The organism is Neorhizobium sp. USDA 3394 (assembly GCF_056280385.1).
The window spans coordinates 915,419-936,678 of record NZ_JBWCDU010000002.1 but is presented as its reverse complement, the minus strand read 5'-3'; the positions used below and the strand labels follow the sequence as shown (position 1 = coordinate 936,678).

The 21,260-nt window shown below is 62.1% G+C and carries 23 protein-coding genes; 18 read left to right on the top strand and 5 right to left on the bottom strand.

Annotation, left to right across the window (positions count from 1 at the left end):
* Positions 1-286: 286 nt before the first annotated feature.
* Together ACZ9EJ_RS26045 and ACZ9EJ_RS26040 are read right to left on the bottom strand one after the other, a co-directional pair.
* Positions 287-472, bottom strand: coding sequence for an FCD domain-containing protein (locus ACZ9EJ_RS26045; protein WP_476100099.1), 186 nt, complete (start codon positions 470-472; stop codon positions 287-289).
* The gene (locus ACZ9EJ_RS26040; protein WP_476100097.1) at positions 387-917 is read right to left on the bottom strand and encodes a GntR family transcriptional regulator; all 531 of its coding nucleotides are present in this window, start codon (positions 915-917) and stop codon (positions 387-389) included. The genes ACZ9EJ_RS26045 and ACZ9EJ_RS26040 overlap by 86 nt, the downstream gene beginning before the upstream one ends.
* Before the next feature lie 120 nt (positions 918-1,037).
* Here ACZ9EJ_RS26040 and ACZ9EJ_RS26035 point away from each other — a divergent pair, with 120 nt between their 5' ends.
* The 7 genes from ACZ9EJ_RS26035 to ACZ9EJ_RS26005 all read left to right on the top strand — a co-directional run bounded on the left by ACZ9EJ_RS26035 (position 1,038) and on the right by ACZ9EJ_RS26005 (position 8,244).
* Positions 1,038-2,462, top strand: a complete 1,425-nt coding sequence (locus ACZ9EJ_RS26035) for a M20 family metallopeptidase (RefSeq protein WP_046630246.1) — start codon at positions 1,038-1,040, stop codon at positions 2,460-2,462.
* Positions 2,455-4,137 carry a M28 family peptidase gene (locus ACZ9EJ_RS26030; RefSeq protein WP_046630244.1) on the top strand — a complete coding sequence of 561 codons (1,683 nt, stop codon included), beginning with the start codon at positions 2,455-2,457 and terminating at the stop codon, positions 4,135-4,137. Before ACZ9EJ_RS26035 ends, ACZ9EJ_RS26030 begins: the two co-directional genes overlap by 8 nt.
* Before the next feature lie 49 nt (positions 4,138-4,186).
* Complete coding sequence (locus ACZ9EJ_RS26025; RefSeq protein ID WP_046630242.1) at positions 4,187-5,032, top strand: transporter substrate-binding domain-containing protein; 846 nt, start codon at positions 4,187-4,189, stop codon at positions 5,030-5,032.
* A 97-nt stretch (positions 5,033-5,129) separates the two neighbouring features.
* Positions 5,130-5,852 carry an ABC transporter permease gene (locus ACZ9EJ_RS26020; protein ID WP_476100095.1) on the top strand — a complete coding sequence of 241 codons (723 nt, stop codon included), beginning with the start codon at positions 5,130-5,132 and terminating at the stop codon, positions 5,850-5,852.
* Positions 5,852-6,574 carry an ABC transporter permease gene (locus ACZ9EJ_RS26015; RefSeq protein WP_046630238.1) on the top strand — a complete coding sequence of 241 codons (723 nt, stop codon included), beginning with the start codon at positions 5,852-5,854 and terminating at the stop codon, positions 6,572-6,574. Before ACZ9EJ_RS26020 ends, ACZ9EJ_RS26015 begins: the two co-directional genes overlap by 1 nt.
* Entirely contained in the window at positions 6,571-7,353 is a 783-nt protein-coding gene (locus tag ACZ9EJ_RS26010; RefSeq protein ID WP_285229814.1) for an ABC transporter ATP-binding protein, read from the top strand. Before ACZ9EJ_RS26015 ends, ACZ9EJ_RS26010 begins: the two co-directional genes overlap by 4 nt.
* A 42-nt stretch (positions 7,354-7,395) precedes the next feature.
* Positions 7,396-8,244, top strand: coding sequence for a transporter substrate-binding domain-containing protein (locus ACZ9EJ_RS26005; RefSeq protein ID WP_046630236.1), 849 nt, complete (start codon positions 7,396-7,398; stop codon positions 8,242-8,244).
* 48 nt (positions 8,245-8,292) lie between these two features.
* On the opposite strand, the gene ACZ9EJ_RS26000 is transcribed toward ACZ9EJ_RS26005, so the two are convergent.
* Positions 8,293-8,730 carry an Lrp/AsnC family transcriptional regulator gene (locus tag ACZ9EJ_RS26000; RefSeq protein ID WP_046630234.1) on the bottom strand — a complete coding sequence of 146 codons (438 nt, stop codon included), beginning with the start codon at positions 8,728-8,730 and terminating at the stop codon, positions 8,293-8,295.
* Between the two features lie 116 nt (positions 8,731-8,846).
* Here ACZ9EJ_RS26000 and rocF point away from each other — a divergent pair, with 116 nt between their 5' ends.
* The 5 genes from rocF to ACZ9EJ_RS25975 all read left to right on the top strand — a co-directional run bounded on the left by rocF (position 8,847) and on the right by ACZ9EJ_RS25975 (position 15,013).
* Positions 8,847-9,767: an arginase gene (gene rocF / locus ACZ9EJ_RS25995; RefSeq protein ID WP_046630232.1), complete on the top strand. Its 921-nt coding sequence runs from the start codon at positions 8,847-8,849 to the stop codon at positions 9,765-9,767.
* The gene (locus ACZ9EJ_RS25990) at positions 9,767-10,888 is read left to right on the top strand and encodes an ornithine cyclodeaminase (RefSeq protein WP_046641004.1); all 1,122 of its coding nucleotides are present in this window, start codon (positions 9,767-9,769) and stop codon (positions 10,886-10,888) included. The genes rocF and ACZ9EJ_RS25990 overlap by 1 nt, the downstream gene beginning before the upstream one ends.
* 193 nt (positions 10,889-11,081) lie before the next feature.
* Positions 11,082-12,143 (top strand): ABC transporter ATP-binding protein, encoded by a 1,062-nt coding sequence (locus ACZ9EJ_RS25985; RefSeq protein ID WP_046630223.1) that lies wholly within the window; start codon positions 11,082-11,084, stop codon positions 12,141-12,143.
* A gap of 121 nt (positions 12,144-12,264) precedes the next feature.
* Complete coding sequence (locus ACZ9EJ_RS25980) at positions 12,265-13,287, top strand: Fe(3+) ABC transporter substrate-binding protein (protein ID WP_046630221.1); 1,023 nt, start codon at positions 12,265-12,267, stop codon at positions 13,285-13,287.
* Between the two features lie 52 nt (positions 13,288-13,339).
* Positions 13,340-15,013 (top strand): ABC transporter permease, encoded by a 1,674-nt coding sequence (locus tag ACZ9EJ_RS25975; RefSeq protein WP_080954099.1) that lies wholly within the window; start codon positions 13,340-13,342, stop codon positions 15,011-15,013.
* Positions 15,014-15,063: 50 nt separating this feature from the next.
* On the opposite strand, the gene ACZ9EJ_RS25970 is transcribed toward ACZ9EJ_RS25975, so the two are convergent.
* Together ACZ9EJ_RS25970 and ACZ9EJ_RS25965 are read right to left on the bottom strand one after the other, a co-directional pair.
* The gene (locus tag ACZ9EJ_RS25970; protein WP_251089566.1) at positions 15,064-16,410 is read right to left on the bottom strand and encodes a sensor histidine kinase; all 1,347 of its coding nucleotides are present in this window, start codon (positions 16,408-16,410) and stop codon (positions 15,064-15,066) included.
* Positions 16,407-17,111 (bottom strand): response regulator, encoded by a 705-nt coding sequence (locus ACZ9EJ_RS25965; RefSeq protein WP_255736499.1) that lies wholly within the window; start codon positions 17,109-17,111, stop codon positions 16,407-16,409. Before ACZ9EJ_RS25965 ends, ACZ9EJ_RS25970 begins: the two co-directional genes overlap by 4 nt.
* A 215-nt stretch (positions 17,112-17,326) precedes the next feature.
* Here ACZ9EJ_RS25965 and ACZ9EJ_RS25960 point away from each other — a divergent pair, with 215 nt between their 5' ends.
* The 6 genes from ACZ9EJ_RS25960 (at position 17,327) to adhP (ending at position 21,139) form a co-directional block, all read left to right on the top strand.
* On the top strand, positions 17,327-17,632 hold the full coding sequence (locus tag ACZ9EJ_RS25960) for a hypothetical protein (protein WP_046630215.1): 306 nt from the start codon (positions 17,327-17,329) through the stop codon (positions 17,630-17,632).
* A 74-nt stretch (positions 17,633-17,706) separates the two neighbouring features.
* Positions 17,707-18,624, top strand: coding sequence for a sterol desaturase family protein (locus ACZ9EJ_RS25955; protein WP_080955761.1), 918 nt, complete (start codon positions 17,707-17,709; stop codon positions 18,622-18,624).
* A complete protein-coding gene (locus tag ACZ9EJ_RS25950) occupies positions 18,621-18,884 on the top strand; it encodes a cysteine rich repeat-containing protein (RefSeq protein ID WP_046630213.1) in 264 nt (87 codons plus the stop codon). The genes ACZ9EJ_RS25955 and ACZ9EJ_RS25950 overlap by 4 nt, the downstream gene beginning before the upstream one ends.
* 26 nt (positions 18,885-18,910) lie before the next feature.
* Positions 18,911-19,573: an SH3 domain-containing protein gene (locus tag ACZ9EJ_RS25945; protein ID WP_046630211.1), complete on the top strand. Its 663-nt coding sequence runs from the start codon at positions 18,911-18,913 to the stop codon at positions 19,571-19,573.
* A 5-nt stretch (positions 19,574-19,578) separates the two neighbouring features.
* Positions 19,579-19,896 (top strand): hypothetical protein, encoded by a 318-nt coding sequence (locus ACZ9EJ_RS25940; protein WP_046630209.1) that lies wholly within the window; start codon positions 19,579-19,581, stop codon positions 19,894-19,896.
* 205 nt (positions 19,897-20,101) lie between these two features.
* A complete protein-coding gene (gene adhP, locus ACZ9EJ_RS25935; RefSeq protein WP_046630206.1) occupies positions 20,102-21,139 on the top strand; it encodes an alcohol dehydrogenase AdhP in 1,038 nt (345 codons plus the stop codon).
* The last annotated feature ends 121 nt before the right edge of the window (positions 21,140-21,260 follow it).

Here is a 21,260-nt window from a genome sequence, read left to right as displayed (position 1 = left end):
CAAAACAGCGTTAAAATCGGGCATCCACGACCGGTGCCGAAGCGGTATCTCGCATTTCTCGCTTGCGAAACAAGGCGCCGGCCCGCGATCCCGGGAGCCCGATTATCTAGATAGAATTGACTAGGGCGCCGTCGTTATAGCCAGAACGAGCATCGTCTTGCCCTTGCTGATCTTGTTGCCGCTTTCCGCCAGAATTGAACGACCGGCGCCGCTGTTTTGCCGTGCCGATGGCACCGGGATCTGTTTCCCGCCTACGCAGTGGCAGTGGGGGATTTACAAAGCATGCTCATCTTTGTCGGATGTGTCTCTCGATGAGCGACTTCAGCCTGTTGACGTTGCGCGCCTCCAGGAGATCGACCATCTCATGATGCTCTAGAGCTGACTGCTCAATTCGGGCCCGTGTCTTCCATTGGGCAACGGGAGCGGAAGATGTGCGCTGGCGGAGTTCGGCGATAGTCCCATCCAAGCTCATCGTTACCGGACAGCTGAACGAAGGCACGGTGGAAGCTCAGATTGGCTTCATACAGTTCCAGCACGGTCCCGTGCAGGGTCAGGTTTTCGAACCGCTCTGCCAAAGCGCGCAAATTCCCGAGATCCTCGGCAGTCGCCATGGCCACGACTTTCGACACGATCCCGGTTTCCAGTATGATACGGATCTCGGCAATATCATCCGCTTGTTTTCCGTCGGCCTTGTAGACGTGATAGCCGCGGTTCGGCACGTGCTCGACAACGCGCTTCTGCGCCAGGCGATCGAGCGCTCGGCGGATCTCGTTGCGCCCCCGCCCGTAACGCGCTTCGAGATCGATCTGCTTCAACCAGGCACCCGGCGGAAACAGGCCGGATTGAATGTCCGTCAGTATGAGCTGGGTGGCATCGGGTTCGCCATCGGCAACGGAATCGTCGAGCAGGCTATTCATAGTTTTGACCTCAGGCGGCCGCGAGGCGATTTGCCTATTCATTAGCCAGAAATTTCGGTTGCCGAAAGAAGAATCTTCTCATAAATTGGTACCAATTTTGGATCAAATGTGTAGGCAAAAATGAAAAATTCGGATGGCGTCTGGGAGATCGTTGACCACAAGGCACCCCGGTTTGCCGAGCTCAGCGATTACGTCTGGGAGGTTCCGGAGACCAATTATGAAGAATATCGCTCCTCCGCGGCTCATGCCGAACTGCTTGAGGCCGAAGGCTTCAGGGTTACGCGCAATGTCGCAGACATCCCGACGGCCGTGATGGGCGAGGCCGGCGAAGGCGGGCCGGTCATCGCCATTCTCGGTGAATATGACGCCCTGCCCGGTCTCAGCCAGGTGGCCGGCCTTGCGGAAGAAAAGGCGGTCGTCGAAGGCGGCCATGGCCATGGCTGCGGGCATAATCTTCTCGGCTCCGGTGCCATGCTGGCGGCAGCCGCCGTCAAGGACTACCTCAAGGCCAACGGCCTTCAGGGCCGCGTTCGCTACTACGGCTGCCCGGCCGAAGAAGGCGGCTCGTCGAAGGGCTTCATGGTACGCGCCGGCGTTTTCGACGATGTCGACATCGCCATCTCCTGGCATCCGGCCGCATTCGTCGGCGTCAACAATCCGATCTCGCTCGCCTGCAACGAGCTCAACTTCCATTTCTCGGGCCGCGCGTCGCATGCCGCCGCCTCCCCGCATCTGGGGCGCAGTGCACTCGATGCGGTCGAACTGATGAATGTCGGCGTCAACTACCTGCGTGAGCATATGCCGTCCACGGCGCGCATACACTATGCCATCACGGATACCGGCGGCCATGCGCCGAACGTCGTGCAGGCCAAGGCTTCGGTGCGTTATCTCATCCGGGCGCGCACGCTTCCCGAGCTGCTGGAGCTCGTCGCCCGGGTAAAGGATGTCGCAGCCGGTGCGGCCCTGATGACCGGCACGTCGGTACGCAGTCAGGTCGTCAGCGGCGATGCGAACCTCATCGGCAACACACCGCTCGAGGCGCTCATGCACAATCATATCGAACGCGTCGGCCTGCCGCCCTTCGACGCTGCGGACAAGGCGACCGCCGCAAAATTCCAGGAGACCTTCAGCCCGGCGGATATCGCCACGTCCTTCGGCCGGTTCGGGCTGAAGGTCCGCAAAGGCGTCTCCCTCTGCGACGTGATCTTCCCGCCGGAAAGCGGCGATGGCACGCTCGTCGGCTCCACCGATGTCGGTTCGGTCAGCTGGGTCGTGCCGACAGTGCAGATGCGGGGTGCGACCTATGCCATCGGCACGCCCGGCCATTCCTGGCAGCTCGTCGCCCAGGGCAAACTGCCGGCCGCGCACAAGGGCATGACCCATGCGGCCAAGGTCATGGCATCGACAGCCGTTGACCTCATCCTCAAGCCCGAACTGATCGCCGAGGCGAAAGCCGATCACGCGGCGCGGCTCGAAGGCACGCCATTCATCAATCCGATCCCGGACGATGTCCAGCCCGACATTCGGGAGAAGCGGGATGTCTGAGGCGCCGCTCCGGCCCGACCGCCTGATCCTGATGGATCACATCCGCGAGTTCGCCAGGCGAGTAAAGCTTTCGGGCACGGCGGAAGAGCTGGAAAGTTTTCGATATCTGGAGCGGCAGATGGCCTCTTACGGCTATCGGACGCAGCTTCTTTTTCATGACGCCTATATCAGCCTCCCGGGCAAGGCGGCTGTCGAGGTCGGTGGTGCCGCGATCGGTTGCATCACCCATTCCATGTCGGTCTCGACACCTGCCGAAGGTGTCTCGGCAGAGATTGTCCATGTCGGAGAAGGCACCGAAGCCGACTTCGAGGGCATCGATGTCAAGGGGCGCATCGTGCTTGTCGACGGCATTGCGACCGAGGATGTCGCGGCCTTTGCAAGTGCCCGCGGCGCGATCGGACAGATCCATGTCAGCCCCAACGAACATCTCTATGAGATGTGCGTGTCACCCGTCTGGGGCAGCCCGTCGCAGCATACGCGCGAGCAACTGCCAAAGACGGCGATCTGCACGATCGCCCGCGACGACGGCGAAAAGCTGCGGCAGGCCTGCCGCGCAGGCAAGGCGCCTGTTGCCCGCCTGACGACGGAGGTCGATACGGGCTGGCGCAAGACGCCCATCCTGGTCGCGGAACTTTTTCCGGACAACCGGCCGAATGCACCTTTCATCCTGTTTTCCGGCCATCACGACACCTGGCACTACGGCGTGATGGACAATGGCGGAGCCAATGCCACCATGCTGGAGGCCGCCCGCCTTCTGGCCGAGCGGCGTGACGAATGGCGGCGCGGTCTGCGGATCTGCTTCTGGTCCGGTCATTCCCACGGCCGCTATTCCGGCTCCGCCTGGTATGCGGACGAATATTGGGATGATCTGGAACGGCGCTGCGTGGCGCATGTGAACGTCGATTCCACCGGCGGTGCTGGCGCGGACATCCTGACAAACTCGGCCGTCATCGACGAATTGAAGGCAGTCGCGGCAAGGGCCGTCGAAACAGTGACCGGCCAGGTGCATCGCGGTCGTCGTCACGGGCGCGCTGCCGACCAGTCCTTCTGGGGCGTCGGCATTCCCTCGATGTTCGGCAGCCTAAGCCACCAGCCCCCGGGGCCAGTGAAGATGCTGACGGCGCTCGGGTGGTGGTGGCACACCCCGCACGATACGCAAGAGCATATCGATCCGGCCAATCTTCAGCGCGACACCGAGATCGTTTTGCGCGTGCTCGATGAACTGCTCGCTGCCCGCGTCCTGCCGCTCGACTACGCCGCCTACGCAGTGTCTCTCAAAAGTGAACTCGACGGCCTCGACGCGGATCTTGCAGGACGGATGGATATCAATGTCCTGATTTCGGCGGTGAATGAACTGCGCCGGCGTGCCGAGGCGGTCAACGGCGTTGCGCAGCGGGAAACCGATCCGGTTCTAGCCGAGATCATCAACGACCGCCTTCGGCAGGCTTCCCGCCTCCTCGTTCCGTTGAACTACACGTTCGGCGACCGTTTCCATCACGACAGCGCGCTGCCGCATCCGGCCTGGCCATCACTCTCGGGGCTTCGCGAACTGGCGGCCCTGCCAGAAGGGCATGCCGATATCCCGTTCTTCGCGGTTCATGCGCGCCAGACGCGCAACCGCATTCTCTCCGTCCTGAGGCAAGCCTGCGCGGTGCTTGCCCTCGAAGGATCATGACATCCCGACCTTCCTCTCCGACACAACGAACAAATAAGGGAACAACGACATGAAAACCGGGAAATTCTGGGCGGTCACACTGGCCGCCACTCTCAGCATCATGCTGCCGGGCGCGGAAGCCAAGGACTGGACCCATGTAAAGGTCGGCATCGAAGGCGCCTTTCCGCCATGGAACGCACTCGATTCCAAGGGCAAGCTGACCGGCCTCGATATCGACCTCATCAACGACCTTTGCCAGCGCGCCAAGGTCGAGTGCGAGCTGATCGCCGGGGAATGGAGCGCCATGATCCCCAGCGTCAATGCCGGCAAGTTCGACCTCATCATGACGCTCGGGATAAATGAAAAGCGCAAGGAAGTCGTCGACTTCACCGTGCCCTACGCGAGCGGCGTGGCGACCTTCATCACGCTGAAGGACAGCCCGGTGAGCAAGCTGCCGATGACCGGCGAGAGGCTGAACCTCAACGACAAGGACAAGGCCGATCCCGTGATGAAGACGATCGGCGGCGTTCTTTCCGGCAAGACGATCGGCGTCGTGCAATCGACGAGCCAGGAACAATTGATCAACGCCTATTTCGGCAAGGACGTCACAGTTCGGACCTACAAGAATTCCGGCGAGCGTGATCTCGATCTCAAGGCCGGTCGCATCGATGCCGGTTTCGACAGCGGAGTCTACGGCACCACGGCGCTTGCAAAGCCCGGCAACGAGGATCTGGCGATGGCCGGACCGCTGATGAAAGGCGCCATGCTGGCGACGGAAGTCGCCATGGGCATGCGCAAGGGCGAGACCGACCTGAAGGAAAAGTTCGACGCAGCCATCAAGTCGGCGGCTGCGGATGGCGTCATCAAAAAGCTCTCCGAAAAGTGGAGCAAGCTCGATCTGACGCCATCGTTCTGACCCGGCGGCGGACCCGGTACGAGGCGCAAAACGATTTGTCCTCGTGCCGACCCGCCCGGGTTCGATCCGAACAAACCTCCATGTGGATGAGGTTTTCATGAATCAGCCGACAATACTGGATCTGATCGGAACCGGCCCGAATGGCTGGGGCATGGCGCTTGCCGCGGCCACCATCATGACGGTCCTGATCGCCATCGCCGGCTTTGCGATCGGTGCCGTGATCGGCGTCTTCGGCGCCTGGGCGAAAGTCTCAGGCGGGTGGGTGACGCGCGGGATAGCGGGTTTCTACACCACCGTTCTGCGCGGCATTCCCGATCTTCTGGTCATCTATCTTTTCTATTTCGGCGGTAGCGCCGCGGTGACCGCGATCGGCAGGCTCTTCGGCGCTGAAGGCTTCATCGGCTTTCCGGGCTTTCTGGCCGGTGCGCTCGCCGCCGTCGGTATCACCTCCGGCGCCCAGCAGACGGAAGTCTTTCGCGGCGCCTATCGGGCGGTGCATTCCGGCGAGCTGGAGGCGGCTATCGCCTGCGGCATGTCACGCTCCTTGCGGTTTCGCAGGATCCTGGCGCCGCTGACACTCCGCCACGCAATTCCCGGCATGGGGAATGTCTGGCAGGTCGTATTGAAGGAATCCGCCCTGGTTTCGGTCACGGGCGTCGTCGAACTCCTTCGGCAGTCGCAGATCGGCGCGGGCTCCACCGGCCTGCCCTTCGATTTCTACGTCATTGCCGCTGCCATCTACCTGGCTATCTCGACGGTTTCCGGCGGTCTCCTGCAACTCAGCGAAAAGCGCTTCACGCGCGGCGTCAGGAGGGGTTGATGGATCTGCCGTTTCTCTACGAGACCTTCCTGAGCCTTGTTGCGGCCGTGCCGCTGACGCTGCAGCTTGCCGCGAGCGCGATCGGACTCGGCGCGTTCCTGGCCCTCGGCTTGGCGCTCTGCCGGCTGTCCGGCATCCTGCCGCTCGACTGGTTCGCGAGGGCCTATATTTTCGCCTTCCGCGGCACGCCGCTGCTCGTGCAGATCTTCCTGATCTATTACGGCCTTGGCCAGTTCCGCGAAGTCCGCCATAGCATGTTCTGGGTGGTGCTGCGCGACCCCTACTGGTGCGCTGTCATCGCCCTGATGCTGAACACTGCCGCCTATTCCGCCGAGATCATCCGCGGCGGGCTGCTCTCGGTCCCGTTCGGGCAGATCGAAGCGGCGCGCGCCTGCGGCATGTCCCGTTTCATGACCTTCCGGCGCATTGCCCTGCCGCTCGCGATCCGCCAGGCCCTTCCCGGTTATTCCAACGAGATGATCTCGATGGTGAAGGCGACGTCGCTTGCCTCCATCATCACCATCATGGAAGTGACGGGCGTCGCGGCCAAGCTGATCTCCGAGACCTATCGGGCGATCGAAGTCTTCGTCGTCGCCGGTGCCATCTATCTCGCCATCAATTTCATCCTCACCCGGCTTGTCGCCCTTGCCGAATATCAACTGAGCCCGCACCTGCGCCAGCCTGCGGCCTTGCCCAGCACATCCACGGGAGCCGCAAGATGATGCCTTCGACCAATCCACCCGCACCGATGGCCATTACCGTGCGCGGGCTTCGCAAGAGCTTCGGTCCCGTCGAAGTGCTGAAGGGCATCGACATGGAGGCGCGCGAGGGCGAGGTCGTGTCGATCCTCGGCTCCTCCGGCTCCGGCAAGTCGACCATGCTCCGCTGCATCAACATGCTCGAGACACCCGATGCCGGCGAAGTGACGGTTGCCGGCGAAACCATCCGCATGAAGCCTGCCGGCTCCGGCAAGAGCCGCATCGCCGACTGCAGGCAGGTGGAACGCATCCGCTCCGAGCTCGGCATGGTGTTCCAGAGCTTCAATCTCTGGTCCCACAAGACCGTGCTCGAAAACGTCATGGAAGCGCCGCTGCACGTGCAGAAACGTTCGCGCGCCGAATGCCTGGAAGAGGCGGAAGCCCTGCTTGCCAAGGTGGGCATTGCCGACAAGCGCAATCATTACCCGGCGCATCTTTCCGGCGGCCAGCAGCAGCGCGCGGCCATCGCCCGCGCACTTGCCATGCGGCCGAAGGTGATGCTGTTCGACGAGCCGACCTCGGCGCTCGACCCGGAACTCGTGGGCGAAGTGCTGCGCGTCATGCGGGCGCTTGCCGAGGAAGGTCGCACCATGCTGGTCGTCACCCACGAAATGGGCTTTGCCCGCGATGTCTCGAGCCGGGTCATCTTCCTGCACCAGGGCGCCATCGAAGAGGAGGGCCGGCCACAGGATATGTTCACCGAGGCGAAATCCGAGCGCTTCCGGAAATTCATCAGCGGCTGAGCCGGCAACGATTCTACCCAAACAAAAAGAGGGAACTGACACATGAAATTCATCAGGACAGCAATCACCGCGGCCTTCACGGCGGTGACACTGATGGCGACCGGCGCCGCTGCGCAGGAGAAAACCGAAATCGTCATCGCCACGGAGGGCGCCTTCCCGCCCTACAACCTGACCCGCCCGGATGGCACGCTGGACGGCTACGACATCGAACTCGGCAAGAACCTCTGCGAGCGCATGAAAATCAAGTGCACGTTCGTCGCTCAAGCCTTCGACGGCATCATCCCCGCCCTCAACGCCGGCAAGTTCGACGCCATCATGGCCGGCATGTCGGCGACCGAAAAGCGGAAGGAAGTCATCGACTTCTCCCTGTCGTACGGCAGCACCGGCCAGTCCTTCGCCACGCTGAAGGACGGCCCGCTGGCAAAGATGCCCATGAAGGACGAGCTCTTCTCGCTCGCCTCCAATGAAGCCGGCGCCCGCAAGGCCGTCGAAGAGCTGAAGCCGCTGCTGCAGGGCAAGACGGTTGGCGTCCAGACGGCTTCGATCGCCGCACGCTTCATCGACGAATACCTGAAAGGCGTCGTGCAGGTTCGCGAGTACAAGACCACGGAGCAGCATGACCTCGATCTCGTCTCCGGCCGCGTCGATTTCGTCATGGCATCGATGGGTTACCTCATGACCGCCGTGCAGAAGCCGACCAATAGCGACATGACGATCGTTGGCCCGCGCTTCCAGGGCGGTTTCCTCGGCGCCGGCAGCTCGGTCGGTCTTCGCAAGGCGGATACTGCACTCAAGCAGAAGTTCGACGAGGCAATCGCCGCCGCCAAGGCGGACGGGACGACGAAGAAGCTGTCCATGAAGTGGTTCGGCTTCGACATGACCCCGCAATAACCGGTCGATGTTCCGCTATCGGAAGGCCGCGGCATTTCGCGGCCTTTTTCACAGCCGCGCCTTGGTGCTGCGTGGGGTCGCCAGCACAAGGCTGGTTTCGGTCGCCGTAATCCCCGGCACCAAACGGACTCGCCGCAGCACGATGTCGAATTCGGCCAATGTGGTGGTGCCGAGTTCAACGATCAGGTCCCAGCGACCGTTGGTAGTGTGGATTTCCGAAATCTCCGGAAATCCGCCGAGAGTTTTGATGACCTGGTCCGCCGCCCTACCCTCGATCTCCACCATCATGATGCCGCGCACCGGCAGTTCGACAGCATCGGCCCGCAAAATGACCGTATAGCCCAAGATGCTGCCGTCCTTTTCGAGCCTGTCCATGTGCGAACGAACGGTGGCACGCGAGGTCCCAAGATCCGTCGCGAGGTCGGAAATGCTCCGCCTCGCATTGTGTCGCAATAGCGTCACGAGTTTACTGTCAAAATCGTCCATAATCAAAATGGCTCCATGTGGCACCGTTTTGATAAGCCAATTTGTATAATTTGACAAATTGCCCTGTTCAATCCGCCAGTCGCTTGTGATCGAATGGTTCCAACGGAGATAAAGACATGCATTGTAAACTGATTGGCATCCCCCTGCAGGACGGCGCGACCCAGCTGGGTTGCGAAATGGGGCCGAGCGCCCTTCGGACAGCCGGCCTCGAGGCCGCTCTTCAGGAGCTCGGCCATCAAGTGACCGACCTTGGCAATGTCGGCATCTCGAAGGTTGCCGACATCAAGCATCCGAATACAGCCGTTCGACGCCTTCCGCAGATCGTCGCCTGGACGGAGCTGCTGACGGAACTGGCCTATCGCGAAAGCGGGGAAGGCATGCCGATTTTCCTCGGTGGCGACCACGCGATCTCCGCCGGCACGGTGGCGGGCGTCGCCCGCCGCGCCGCTGAAGCCGGGCGGCCGCTTTTCTTGCTCTGGCTCGATGCCCATAGCGATTTCCACACGCTCGACACCACGACCAGCGGCAACCTGCACGGCGTGCCGGTTGCCTATTTCACCGGCCGTCCGGGCTTTGATGGATATATGCCGAAGCTCTCCCATCCGGTCGATCCGGCCAATATGTGCATGGTCGGCATCCGCAGCGTCGATCCGGCCGAGCGCGCCGCACTTCGCGAGAGTGACGTCACGGTTCACGACATGCGCGCGATCGACGAACACGGTATCGCTGCGCTGCTGGGCGCCTTTCTCGAAAAGGTCGGAGCGGCCAATGGCTTGCTGCATGTCAGCCTCGACGTGGATTTCCTCGAGCCGACGTTTGCTCCAGCCGTGGGCACGACGGTCCCAGGCGGCGCGACCTTCCGCGAGGCGCATCTCGTCATGGAGATGCTGCATGACAGCGGCCTGGTCACCAGCCTCGACCTGGTCGAGCTCAACCCATTCCTCGACGAGCGCGGTCGCACCGCGACGCTGCTCGTCGATCTCACCGCCAGCCTGATGGGCCGCAAAGTCATGGACCGCCCGACGAGGAGTTTCTGATGCCCGTATCCGCCAACCTGAACATCGTGCCGTTCATCAGCGTCGAGAACATGATGGACCTCGTCGTCACCACCGGCGTCGACAGGTTTCTGGTCGAGTTGGCTGGCTATATCGAAGACGATTTTCGCCGTTGGGAAAGCTTCGACAAGATCCCGCGCGTCGCGTCCCATTCGAGAGACGGCGTGATCGAGCTGATGCCGACCAGCGATGGGACGCTCTACGGCTTCAAATACGTCAACGGCCATCCGAAAAACACCAGGACAGGCTTGCAGACGGTGACGGCGTTTGGTGTGCTGTCCGACGTCCACAGCGGTTATCCCCTGCTTTTGTCGGAAATGACAATCCTGACGGCGCTGCGCACGGCGGCCACCTCGGCGATCGCGGCGAAGTACCTGGCGCGCAAGGGCGCGCGCACCATGGCCCTGATCGGCAACGGCGCCCAGAGCGAGTTTCAGGCCCTCGCCTTCAAATCCTTGCTTGGCATCGACAAGCTGCGGCTTTACGACATCGATCCCGAAGCAACCGCCCGATGCCGCCGCAATCTTGAAGGATTTGGCTTCGACATCCTGTCCTGCGACTCCCCCGAACAGGCAGTCGAGACGGCCGATATCATCACCACCGCGACCGCCGACAAGCACAATGCCACGATCCTGACCGATAACATGATCGGCCCCGGCGTCCATATCAACGGTGTCGGCGGCGACTGCCCCGGGAAGACCGAGATGCACCGCGACGTGCTGCTTCGCTCAGACATCTTCGTGGAGTTTCCGCCGCAGACGCGGATCGAGGGCGAGATCCAACAGCTTTCATCCGATCATCCGGTAACGGAACTCTGGCAGGTCATCACAGACGCAAAGCCGGGCCGCTCGACGGACAAGCAGATCACGCTGTTCGATAGCGTCGGTTTCGCCATCGAGGACTTCTCCGCGCTCCGCTATGCGCGCGACCGGGTGAGTGGCTCCACCTCGATAAACCACCTCGATCTGCTGGCCGATCCGGACGAGCCGCGGGATCTGTTCGGAATGCTTTTGAGACGCCAGACGCTTCTTGCCTCTGCCCGACCCGCAAAGCCTGAACATCATTCAAAATCAGATTGCCCAACAGGCGCCATCCGGACATGACTTCACCGGAAGCGAAAGCACGAGGCGCCATGATGCGATTTCACGCAGGGCATTGCCCGAGCTGCGGCGCGGGCGGAGAGGCAAACGCTTTGGCATGACATAAAAGAATAGCGGGGCGGGACGGTTTTCAGCGCTATCCGCTTTCTGTATCAACGTCCAAACCCATCGCTCCACGATCGCGAGGACGTCAGGAATGGTTGCCAATACTGCGGAATTTGCGCTGGAGATCCAGGAGCTGACCCGACGCTTCGGACCGACGGCAGCCGTCGACTGCATCTCGCTATCGATCCGCCAGGGAGAAATCATCTGCCTCGTCGGACACTCCGGATGCGGGAAATCGACACTGCTCAGATTGATCGCCGGCGTCGACACGCCGGATGGCGGCACGATTTTCCTGGAAGGCAAGGAGATTTCAGGCCCATCCGCCTTCACGGAGCCGGAGGCGCGCAATATTGGCTTTGTTTTCCAGGATTATGCTCTCTTCCCGCATCTGAGCGTGGAGCAGAATATCCTGTTCGGTCTCAAAGCCTGCAACAGAGCCGAGGCGATCAGGAGGAGCGCCGAGCTGATTGACCGAATGGGGATCACCCATCTCGCCGATCGTTTTCCACATATGCTGTCGGGCGGCGAACAACAGCGTGTGGCGCTGGCAAGAGCGCTTGCTCCGCAACCCCGCATCCTGCTGATGGACGAACCGTTTTCCAATCTGGACCCGAGCCTGAGGGACAGAGTGCGCAACGACACGCTGTCGCTCCTGAAGACGCTGGGCACCACGGTGATCATGGTCACGCACGACCCGGAAGAGGCGCTTTCGGCCGGAGATCGAGTGGTGCTGATGAAGGCTGGTCGGATCGTACAAGCCGGTACAGGCTACGATCTGCACGATCGGCCCCTCACCCCCTATGCGGCCGAATTCTTCTGTGACTTCAACAAGGTGCCCGGCGTCTACAGGCGCGGCAAGATCGAGACAGCAATTGGCGGCTTCTCACAGACCCTGGCTGCACCGGAAGGCAGTTCGTCGACGCTTTATATTCGTCCTCAGGCGATCTCTGTCGCCCGGGATGGCGGTGACCTCTCCGGGCGTATCGTAGGACGAAGCTTCCATGGGCAATTCGAGCAGTTTCTCATTCGTGTCGATGAGCTAGAAGTACCTCTGACGGTCAGAACGACACACCGGCTGCCGCAGGATGTCGATCTGGTGCGTATTTCCATCGACAGCGGCCAGGTTTTGGCGTTTTCAGAGATCAAAATCTAGGATTGCATTTGAGGGATTAAACTGGATCAATAAATCGTGAAGGCGACTGCAAGTTGAACTTTTAAACTTGACTGAAAGGTTCATAAACTGCTGCAAGAATGGCGCATTCCTGGAGGGACATATGAATACGCACGCCATCGCAGCATCGACCTTTCTCGCCGCCTCGCTTTTCCTCGACGCCGGCGCGGCCGCTGCCGCTGAGCTCAATATCTATACGACACGCGAGCCGGGGCTGATCCAGCCGCTTCTCGACGCATTCACCAAATCCACCGGGACAAAGGTCAATACCGTCTTCCTGAAGGACGGACTCGCCGAGCGCGTTGCGACCGAAGGCGCCAGCTCGCCCGCAGACATCCTGATGGCGGTCGATGCCGGCAGCCTGGTCGATCTGGCCGAAAAAGGCGTGACCCAGCCGATCGAATCGGCGGTCCTGAATGCCGCCATTCCCTCGCAGCTGCGCGACGGAAAGGGCCATTGGTTCGGCCTTTCGATGCGCGCACGTGTGCTCTATGCAGCGAAGGACCTGGATCTGGCATCGTTCAACTACGAGGACCTTGCGGATCCCAAATGGAAGGGCAAGGTATGCATTCGCGCCGGCCAGCATCCTTACAACACGGCGCTCTTTGCGGACTACATCGCGCATTACGGCGCCGCGGAAACTGAAAAATGGCTGACCGGCGTCAAGGCGAACCTCGCGCGCAAGGCGGGCGGCGGCGACCGTGACGGCGCCAAAGACATTCTCGGCGGCATTTGCGATATCGCCATCGCCAATTCCTACTATGTCGGCCTGATGCGCTCCGGCAAGGGCGGCCCCGATCAGGTCAAGTGGGGCGAGGCCATCAAGGTCATTCTACCGACCTTCAAGAATGGCGGCACGCAGGTCAACATCAGCGGTGCAGCCGTCGCCAAAAATGCGCCGAACAAGGCCGAAGCAGTAAAGCTTCTGGAATATCTCGTCTCCGATGAAGCCCAGAAGATCTACGCCGAAGCGAATTACGAATACCCGGTCAAGGCCGGCGCCAAATCGGATCCGATCATCGCCGCACTCGGCGAACTGAAGATCGATTCCAAGCCTCTGACCGAGATCGTCAGCCATCGCAAGGAAGCGAGCACGCTGGTCGACAAGGTCGGCTTCGACAACTAAGATCTGGAAAGGCGCCCGCGGCTTTGCAGGCGCCTTTTCCATCATTGGTTTTGTGAGTATCTTGCTCCCCCATATCCCTGCGATCGGCTGGCCGACGCGACGCACCGGCGCCCGTTGGCTCTTCTGCGCCAGCGTCGTCGCTGTTTTGGTAGCTCTTCCTTTTGGCGGCCTCCTTGTACAGGCGATCCAGGGCTCCCCCGGACTCTGGGTCCATCTGATATCCTCGATCCTTCCGGTTGCACTCGCCGATACGCTGGTGCTGCTCTGCGGCGTGGGCATCGTGACGACCGCCATCGGCACAGCCATGGCATGGCTGGTGACGGCCCATGCCTTTCCCGGCCGCAGGATAGTCGAATGGGCCCTTCTGCTGCCGCTCGCAGTCCCCACCTATATCATCGCCTATGCCTATCTTGATATCCTGCATCCGATTGGCCCGGTTCAGGGGGCGGTTCGCTGGATACTCGGATATTCCAGCCCGCGGCAGTTCCGCCTGCCTGACGTGCGGTCGATGACAGGCTGCATCCTGTTGCTGGGTTTTGTCCTCTATCCCTATGTCTACATTCCGGTACGGGCGATGTTCCTCACCCAGTCGGCCAATCTCGTGGACGCGGCCCGAATGTTGGGCGTGCCCCGGCGGGCGATTTTCTGGAACGTTGCCCTGCCCCTTGCCAGACCGGCGGTCGCCGTCGGTGTCAGCCTTGCTCTGATGGAAACCCTGAACGACGTGGGCGCCGCCGAATTCCTCGGCGTCAGGACCCTGACCGTATCGATCTATACGACGTGGATCACCCGCAGCGATCTGCCGGGCGCGGCGCAGATCGCGCTTTCGCTGCTCTTGATCGTCGTGGTTCTCGTGGCCCTTGAGCGCTGGGCCCGGCGCAGGCAGCGTTATTCCGGAGATGCCCGGCGCCATCGTGAACTCGAACCGCGTCCAGTCCGAGGCCTCAGAGGTGCCGCGCTGCTGATCCTTTGTCTCATCCCCATCCTCATCGGTTTCGCCGCACCGGCTTTCTATCTCATCGTGGAAGCATCGAAACGCGTTCGCTACGCAGGACTGTCTCCCCGTCTCGTTGACGAGGCCGTGAGCACGATATCTCTGGCCACGATCGCAACCGCCGTCACGGTCCTGTTCGGTGTCGTCATCGCCTATACCAACCGCCTTCGCCCGGGCGCAGTGTCGTCATGGTCCTATCGCCTCGCCACGATGGGATATGCGGCCCCCGGCACGGTAGTTGCCATCGGCGTTCTGATCGTGTTGGCGACGGCAGATCGGCTGGTTGACCAGACCGCCATCGATTGGTTCGGAATATCCACCGGCTTGTTGTTCATCGGTTCGGGCGCTGCGCTGATCTACGCATATGCGACGAGGTTTCTGGCTATCTCGGCCGGAAGCATTGACGCCGGGCTTGCACGCATTCCGGTGTCATTGGACCAAGCCTCCCGGTCGCTCGGCCAGTCTCCAACGGGCACCTTGCGCCACGTCCATTTGCCGTTGTCGAAGGCGGCGATAACAGCAGCCGGCCTCCTGGTCTTTGTCGATTGCGTCAAGGAGCTCCCGGCTACGCTTCTGCTGCGACCGCTCAACATCGAAACATTTGCCACTCATCTCTATGGCGAGGCTGCGAGAGGAACCTATGAGGAGGCTTCCATCGCCGCCTTGGCCATCCTCCTGATCGGGATGGTCCCGGTCATCCTGCTTTCCCGCATCGGCCGCTCAGGTCATTGAGATTGCAATCGCGGCCATCATGTCCGCCACAACGACGACGACCGGTGACATCATCGGCTGCGAAATAGGCAAAGCCGGACGATCAGTCTTGCTCCACCGGCCGGTGCATCGTCGATTTCCAGACTTCCTCCATGAGCTTCCACCAGGTTGCGGGCGACAGCGAGGCCCAGGCCGGCACCGCCTGTCTTGCGAGCACGGGAGGTTTCCAGACGCACGAAGGGCTCCATCAGAAGCTCGCGCTGATCGGCTGGAATGCCCGTTCCCTCGTCGTCGACGGTCACTTGCAGCCACTCGACATCGATCGCGAGCTTCAGATGGGCGGCATCGCCATATTTGAGTGCGTTGTCGATCAGGTTTGCGAAAACCCGCCGAAGCGCCAGCCGGTCGCCGATCACCAGCGCCGTCTCGGGCGGCAGGGCGGCCAAGGTGACGCGCCCGCCAGCAGCCCGGCGGTCCCTCACCTCCGCTTCGAGAAGCGGCACGAGGTCGAGAAGTTCCTCGTTCAGGGCTCCGACACCCGCGCGGCCGGCCAGCAATGCGTCGTCGAGAAGCTCGATCATGTCATCTATGTCGGCTGCCGCCTTTTCCCGTTCCCTTTCATCCGGGATATGCTCGACGCGAAGCCTCAACCGTGTTGCGAACGTACGTACGTCGTGCTGGATACCGCCGATCAGCGCCAGCCTGGCGCGTACGAGCGCATGCAGGCGTGTCTGCAGCCGGTCGAATGCCTTGAGCAGCGCCCGGGTCTCGGGCGCCGCACCTTTCAGCTTCGGCAGCACGACCGGCGCGCCAACCGGGTCGATCCGATCGACGGCGGCGGCGAGCCGCGTCAGCGGGCGGATTTCGCGATGGAGGACGATCAGCGCGACGACGCCGAACAAAGTACCGACCAGACCGGCGCCGAGACCCACCGGCAGGCCGAACCAGGAGACGATGAAGGGAGTGCGGGTTTCCATCACCAGTACCCGATCCGGCGAAAGACGGACACGGAACTGGACCGGGTTGAGCACGCCCTGAAACAGGCGTGGCCTCCGGAACCTGCGTTCGGGAACCAGAAGGCGGATCGATAGCAGGTCGTCGCCGAGAACCTCCCGGTAGATCCGGTAATCCGGGTCGTCCCAGAGATCGAGGGTGTTTTCCGGGCTTAAATCCGTCCCGGCAACGCTTAGATCGAGGATGGGCGAATTCACTGCATCGATCAGCACCGGCCAGCGCTCGGCAGGACCTGACTTCAAAAGCGCGACGATCGCGGCAATCTGGCCAGGCGGCGGGTTGGAGGCGGTGCGACTGAGGCCATTTGCGAAATAGTAGGATGAAATCAAGGTGATCCAGAGCGCCAGGAAACCCGCCCCTCCAATCGCGATGAACCGCCTGGAAAGGCTCAGGCGAAACATCATGTCACCTGCCGCACCGGCACCGTCAGCAGGTAACCGCCATTGCGCACCGTGCTGATCAGGTTGCTGCCGGGGCTTGCCGCTTCCAGTTTCCTGCGAAGCCGCGAGACGAGAATATCGACCGTGCGATCGAAGGGATCGGCAGTGCGGCCATGGGTCCAGTCAAGAATCTGGTCACGCGAGAGAACCCGGCGCGGCCTCAGCACGAAACAGGAGAGAAGTTCGAACTCCCCGCTCGTCAGGGAAACGGTACCTTCCGACCCGGCCTGCAGCTGACGTGCGTCGAGATCGGCAACGAAGCGGTCGAAGGCGTAACGCCGGCTAGCCGGCTGGAACACCTGCGGCGTAGCGCGACGCAACAGGGCCCGGACGCGCGCCAGAAGTTCGCGCGGGCCGAACGGTTTGACGAGATAGTCGTCCGCGCCGAGTTCGAGGCCGACAACGCGGTCGGTCTCGTCGCTCTTCGCCGTCAGCATCAGGATCGGCAACGGTCGCGTTGCCCGGATGCGCCGGCAGACGGAAAGACCGTCCTCGCCGGGCATCATCAGGTCCAGGATCATCAGGTCCGGCTCGCACCGCCGAAGCACCTCGTCCATGGCGCGCGCATCCTCGGCGGCTTCAATGGCAAAACCCTCGCGCGACAGCAGGTCGCCGACGAGCTGCCTTATGTCGGCATCGTCATCAACGATCAGAATTCTCGGCATGGATTGGTCCATGGCGCGACCATGAACAAGCGATTTGCCGAAATCAAGCGTCGGCGAGCCGTTGATACAAAAAGCTACAATCCGGCGACAAAGGCCTACAAATCGAAACCAGCGCGACATAACCGGCATACATCGCGCCGCCATCCTCATCCATATCGACGATCGGTCCCTGCTTTCGTCGATGCGACGATCCACATGGAAACGAGGATGAAACGATGACCAAGACACTGACCGCCGGCCTGCTCGCCGGAACTTTCGCTCTGCTCTCTGTCAGTCAGGCAAATGCCTGGACCCGTGATAGCTCGATCAGCGGCCCACGCGGCACGGCATCCGTGCATGCGAGCGGCAGCTGCGCAGGCGGCTCTTGCTCTCGCAGCATCAATCGCACCGGCCCGAACGGCTACGGCATGTCGCGCAGCGGCTCGGTCTCCTGCGACGGCGGCTATTGCACCGGGTCCCGGACCACGACAGGCCCGCGCGGCAACACGGTTACCCGCTCAGGCAACTTTCATCGCTACTGACCTGATGCGCGGCGCCCGGCGGCTTCCCGCCCCCCGCACGAGCCGCCGGGCAACATTCCTTGCGAGGTTCTCCCATGTTCCAGAGTTCCGTCGATCCGTCGCTGCGTCTCGGCATCCTCATCATTGCGGCCTCCTTCATGCTGCTCGAATATCTGATCGGCAGGCTGGCGCACCACGACACGCATGATTTGAAGGAATCGGCGGCCTCTTTTGGCGTCGCGGCGATACACAGCCTGGTGCGCCCGCTCGAAGCAGCTCTCGTCGCCATGCCTTTTGTGCTCGCCTATCGGCACCGCCTGCTGGACATCGACATCACAAATGCGGTGGGGCTGCTGGCGCTCTTCGTGGCGGTGGACTTCGTCTATTATTGGCATCACCGGGCCTCGCATCACATCCGATGGCTCTGGGCCACACATGCGGTGCATCACTCGCCGACCAGGCTCAACCTGACGGCGGCGATCCGGCTCGGCTGGACCGGCAATATTTCCGGCAACTTCCTGTTTTTCCTGCCGCTCGCCTGGCTTGGCTTCCATCCGTTCGGCATCGTCGCGATGCTTGGCCTCAACCTCGCCTATCAGTTCTTCATCCATACCGAGCTTGCGCCGCGTCTCGGCCCGCTCGAATGGGTGCTGAACACGCCGGCGCATCATCGGGTGCACCACGCTTCCAATGCCGGCTGCCTCGACAAGAATTTCGGCGGCATCCTGATCGTCTTTGACCGGCTGTTCGGCACTTTTGCCGAGGCACCGAAGGCTGAGCTTTTGCGCTACGGCCTGCGTGGCCGCTCGAACTCACTCAATCCGGGGCGGATCGCGCTTGGCGAATGGGCCATTCTCTGGCGGGACTTCCGGCGCGCAGCCGGCCCAGCCGCCAAGCTCCGGGTCCTGTTCGGGCCGGTCGGCCCGGCCCCGCGGCCGGTCAACAGACCTGCGAATGACAGTCTTACGACCAATGACAACTCCACCACCAGAACCGAAGGACAATCCCCATGATCCGCAAGCTTCTCATTGCCCCAATCCTGTTTGCCCTCCTCATCGCAGCGCTTGCAGGCACGGCCTCGGCCCAGATGCAGGCATCGCCCGAAATGCGGCAGCAGGCGATCAAGGTCGCCCGCGCCTGCCGCGACGACCTGAAAACCTATTGCGACGGCGTCGAGCGCGGTGAAGGCCGCATCGCCGCCTGCCTCAGGGACAATGCCCAGAAGCTCTCCTCACCCTGCCGCACGGCGTTGAGCGACGTGATGCAGCACTGAGCTCTCACCTTCGAAAGGAAAATCCGATGTTCAGGAAACTGCTTCTCACACTCGCGATGCTTGCCGGCATGACCTCGGTCGCAGCCGCCGCCACAGCGGCGATCGCCACGGGCAATGTCAATCTGAGGGCCGGCCCCTCCACCGCCTATCCGGTCGTCACCGTCGTCCCTGCCGGCGCCCGCATCATCACCTATGGCTGCCTTGATGGCTACAGCTGGTGCGACATCGGGCTCGGCACCACGCGCGGCTGGGTTTCGGCAAACTATATCCAGGTCGTCTATCGCGGCGCGCCCGTGGTGCTGACACCGGCGCTTGCTCCTCGTGTCGGCATCGTGGTCGTCGGCTACAATCGCGCCTATTGGGATCGCTACTACGTGCGCTACCCATGGTACCCGACCTGGCGCTACTATCCGCCGGTTGTCGCGCCGCGCGTCAATTCCTTCGACCGGACGGTGGAATGTGCAAACGGCGCCTGCACCGCTACCCGCTCGACGACCGGCATCCACGGCGGCACGGCCACCCATAACCGCAGTTGCTCCAATGGCGAATGCACGGCGACCCGCGAAGTGGTCGGTCCCCGCGGCAACACGGCGTCGAGGGTGCGCAATTGCAGCCGGGCGGAACAGTCCTGCGCCGTCACCCGCACCGGCCCGCGCGGCAACAGCCATACCCGCTTCTTTGAGAGGTGAAGGGGATGGGAGAGGCCCTGCTATGCTCACGTGCCGCGAGGCGCAGAGTTCTGTGTCTCGCCGCCCTGTTCCTGTGTCTCGCAGCCGGGACCTTCTCGTCCCCGGCGGCCGCAGAAGACCTCGATGATGAACCGCTCGACGAGTTCTGCCTTACCCGGGATGGTGGGCAACAGATCTGCCTGGCGTTCTTCCTGGACGAAGACGGCTACGAACTCTGCCTGATGGATGAGAAGGACCGAATTGCCCGCTGCATGCGCTCCTGGCGCCTCGAACCGGACCAGAAACCCGACGGCGGTCTACTTCGCACCCCTGATCTGCTTTGACTGAGGGAGGGATCACCTTGCCTGTGGACCAACGACGGCAACAAGGCGCCGCCGCCCTATAACGGGCCAATCGTGCGACTGCAGTGACCCACGCCAGCGGCGCAAGGCCCAACCGTCGGCCCCGTGATTGCGCTGGGTCAATGAAGCCGCCCTTGTTCGAGATCATCATTGCGGCATTCATGCCTTCCACAACAAGGAGACGAACATGACGCGAACGATGAAAGCCGCTGTTGTGCATCAATTCGGCAAGCCACTAGCGATCGAATGCGTCCCGGTGCCCGTACCGGGTCCGGGCGAAATCCTCGTCAAGGTCATGGCCTGCGGCGTCTGCCACACCGACCTTCACGCCGCCGATGGCGACTGGCCCGTCAAGCCAAGCCCGCCGTTCATTCCCGGACACGAGGCGGCCGGCATTGTCGTCGAGCTCGGCGCGGGCGTGACAGGACTGAAGGAAGGTGATGCGGTGGGGGTCGCCTGGCTGCATGATGCCTGCCTTGCTTGCGAATATTGCGAGACCGGCTGGGAGACGCTTTGCGAGCACCAGCACAATACCGGCTACAGCTGCAATGGCGGCTTTGCCGAATATGTCATCGCATCCGCCGCCTTTGCCGCAAGGCTGCCGCAGAATGTCGACTTCGCGGCAATCTCGCCGATCCTGTGCGCTGGCGTGACCACCTACAAGGGCCTCAAGGAAACCGAAGCGAAACCCGGGGAATGGGTGGCGATCTCAGGCATCGGCGGGCTCGGCCACGTCGCAATTCAGTATGCCAAGGCGATGGGTTTCCATGTCGTGGCACTCGATGTCAGTCCGCAAAAGCTGGAGCTTGCCCGCAGCCTCGGCGCCGATCTCGCCGTCGATGCCCGCTCGCTGACCGCCGTCGAGGATACGCTGAAGGCAACCGGCGGCGGGGCGCATGGCGTGCTGGTCACCGCCGTTTCCCCGCCGGCCTTCTCCCAGGCGATCCGGATGGTCCGCCGCAAGGGCACGGTCAGCCTCGTCGGCCTGCCGCCCGGCGAGTTCCCGACGCCGATCTTCGACGTCGTGCTCAAACGCATCACCGTTCGCGGCTCGATCGTCGGGACACGGCGCGATCTCGACGAGGCGATCGCCTTCGCCACGGAAGGCAAGGTCAAGGCAGAGATCCACAAGGCGCCGCTCGAAGACATCAACGACATCTTCGCACGCCTGAAGGAGGGCAGGATCGACGGGCGCATGGTGCTGGATTTCTCGTCGGCATCCTGACCATCATTCCGCGTCGGGCGACAGGCGTCCTCGAAGCGTGATAAGGATTGCGGCTGTTTCACATTGGCAAATCCTTTGTCCACGGCTGGAGGCGAGGTTTCTTGCCTCCGGTCGGGCCAAT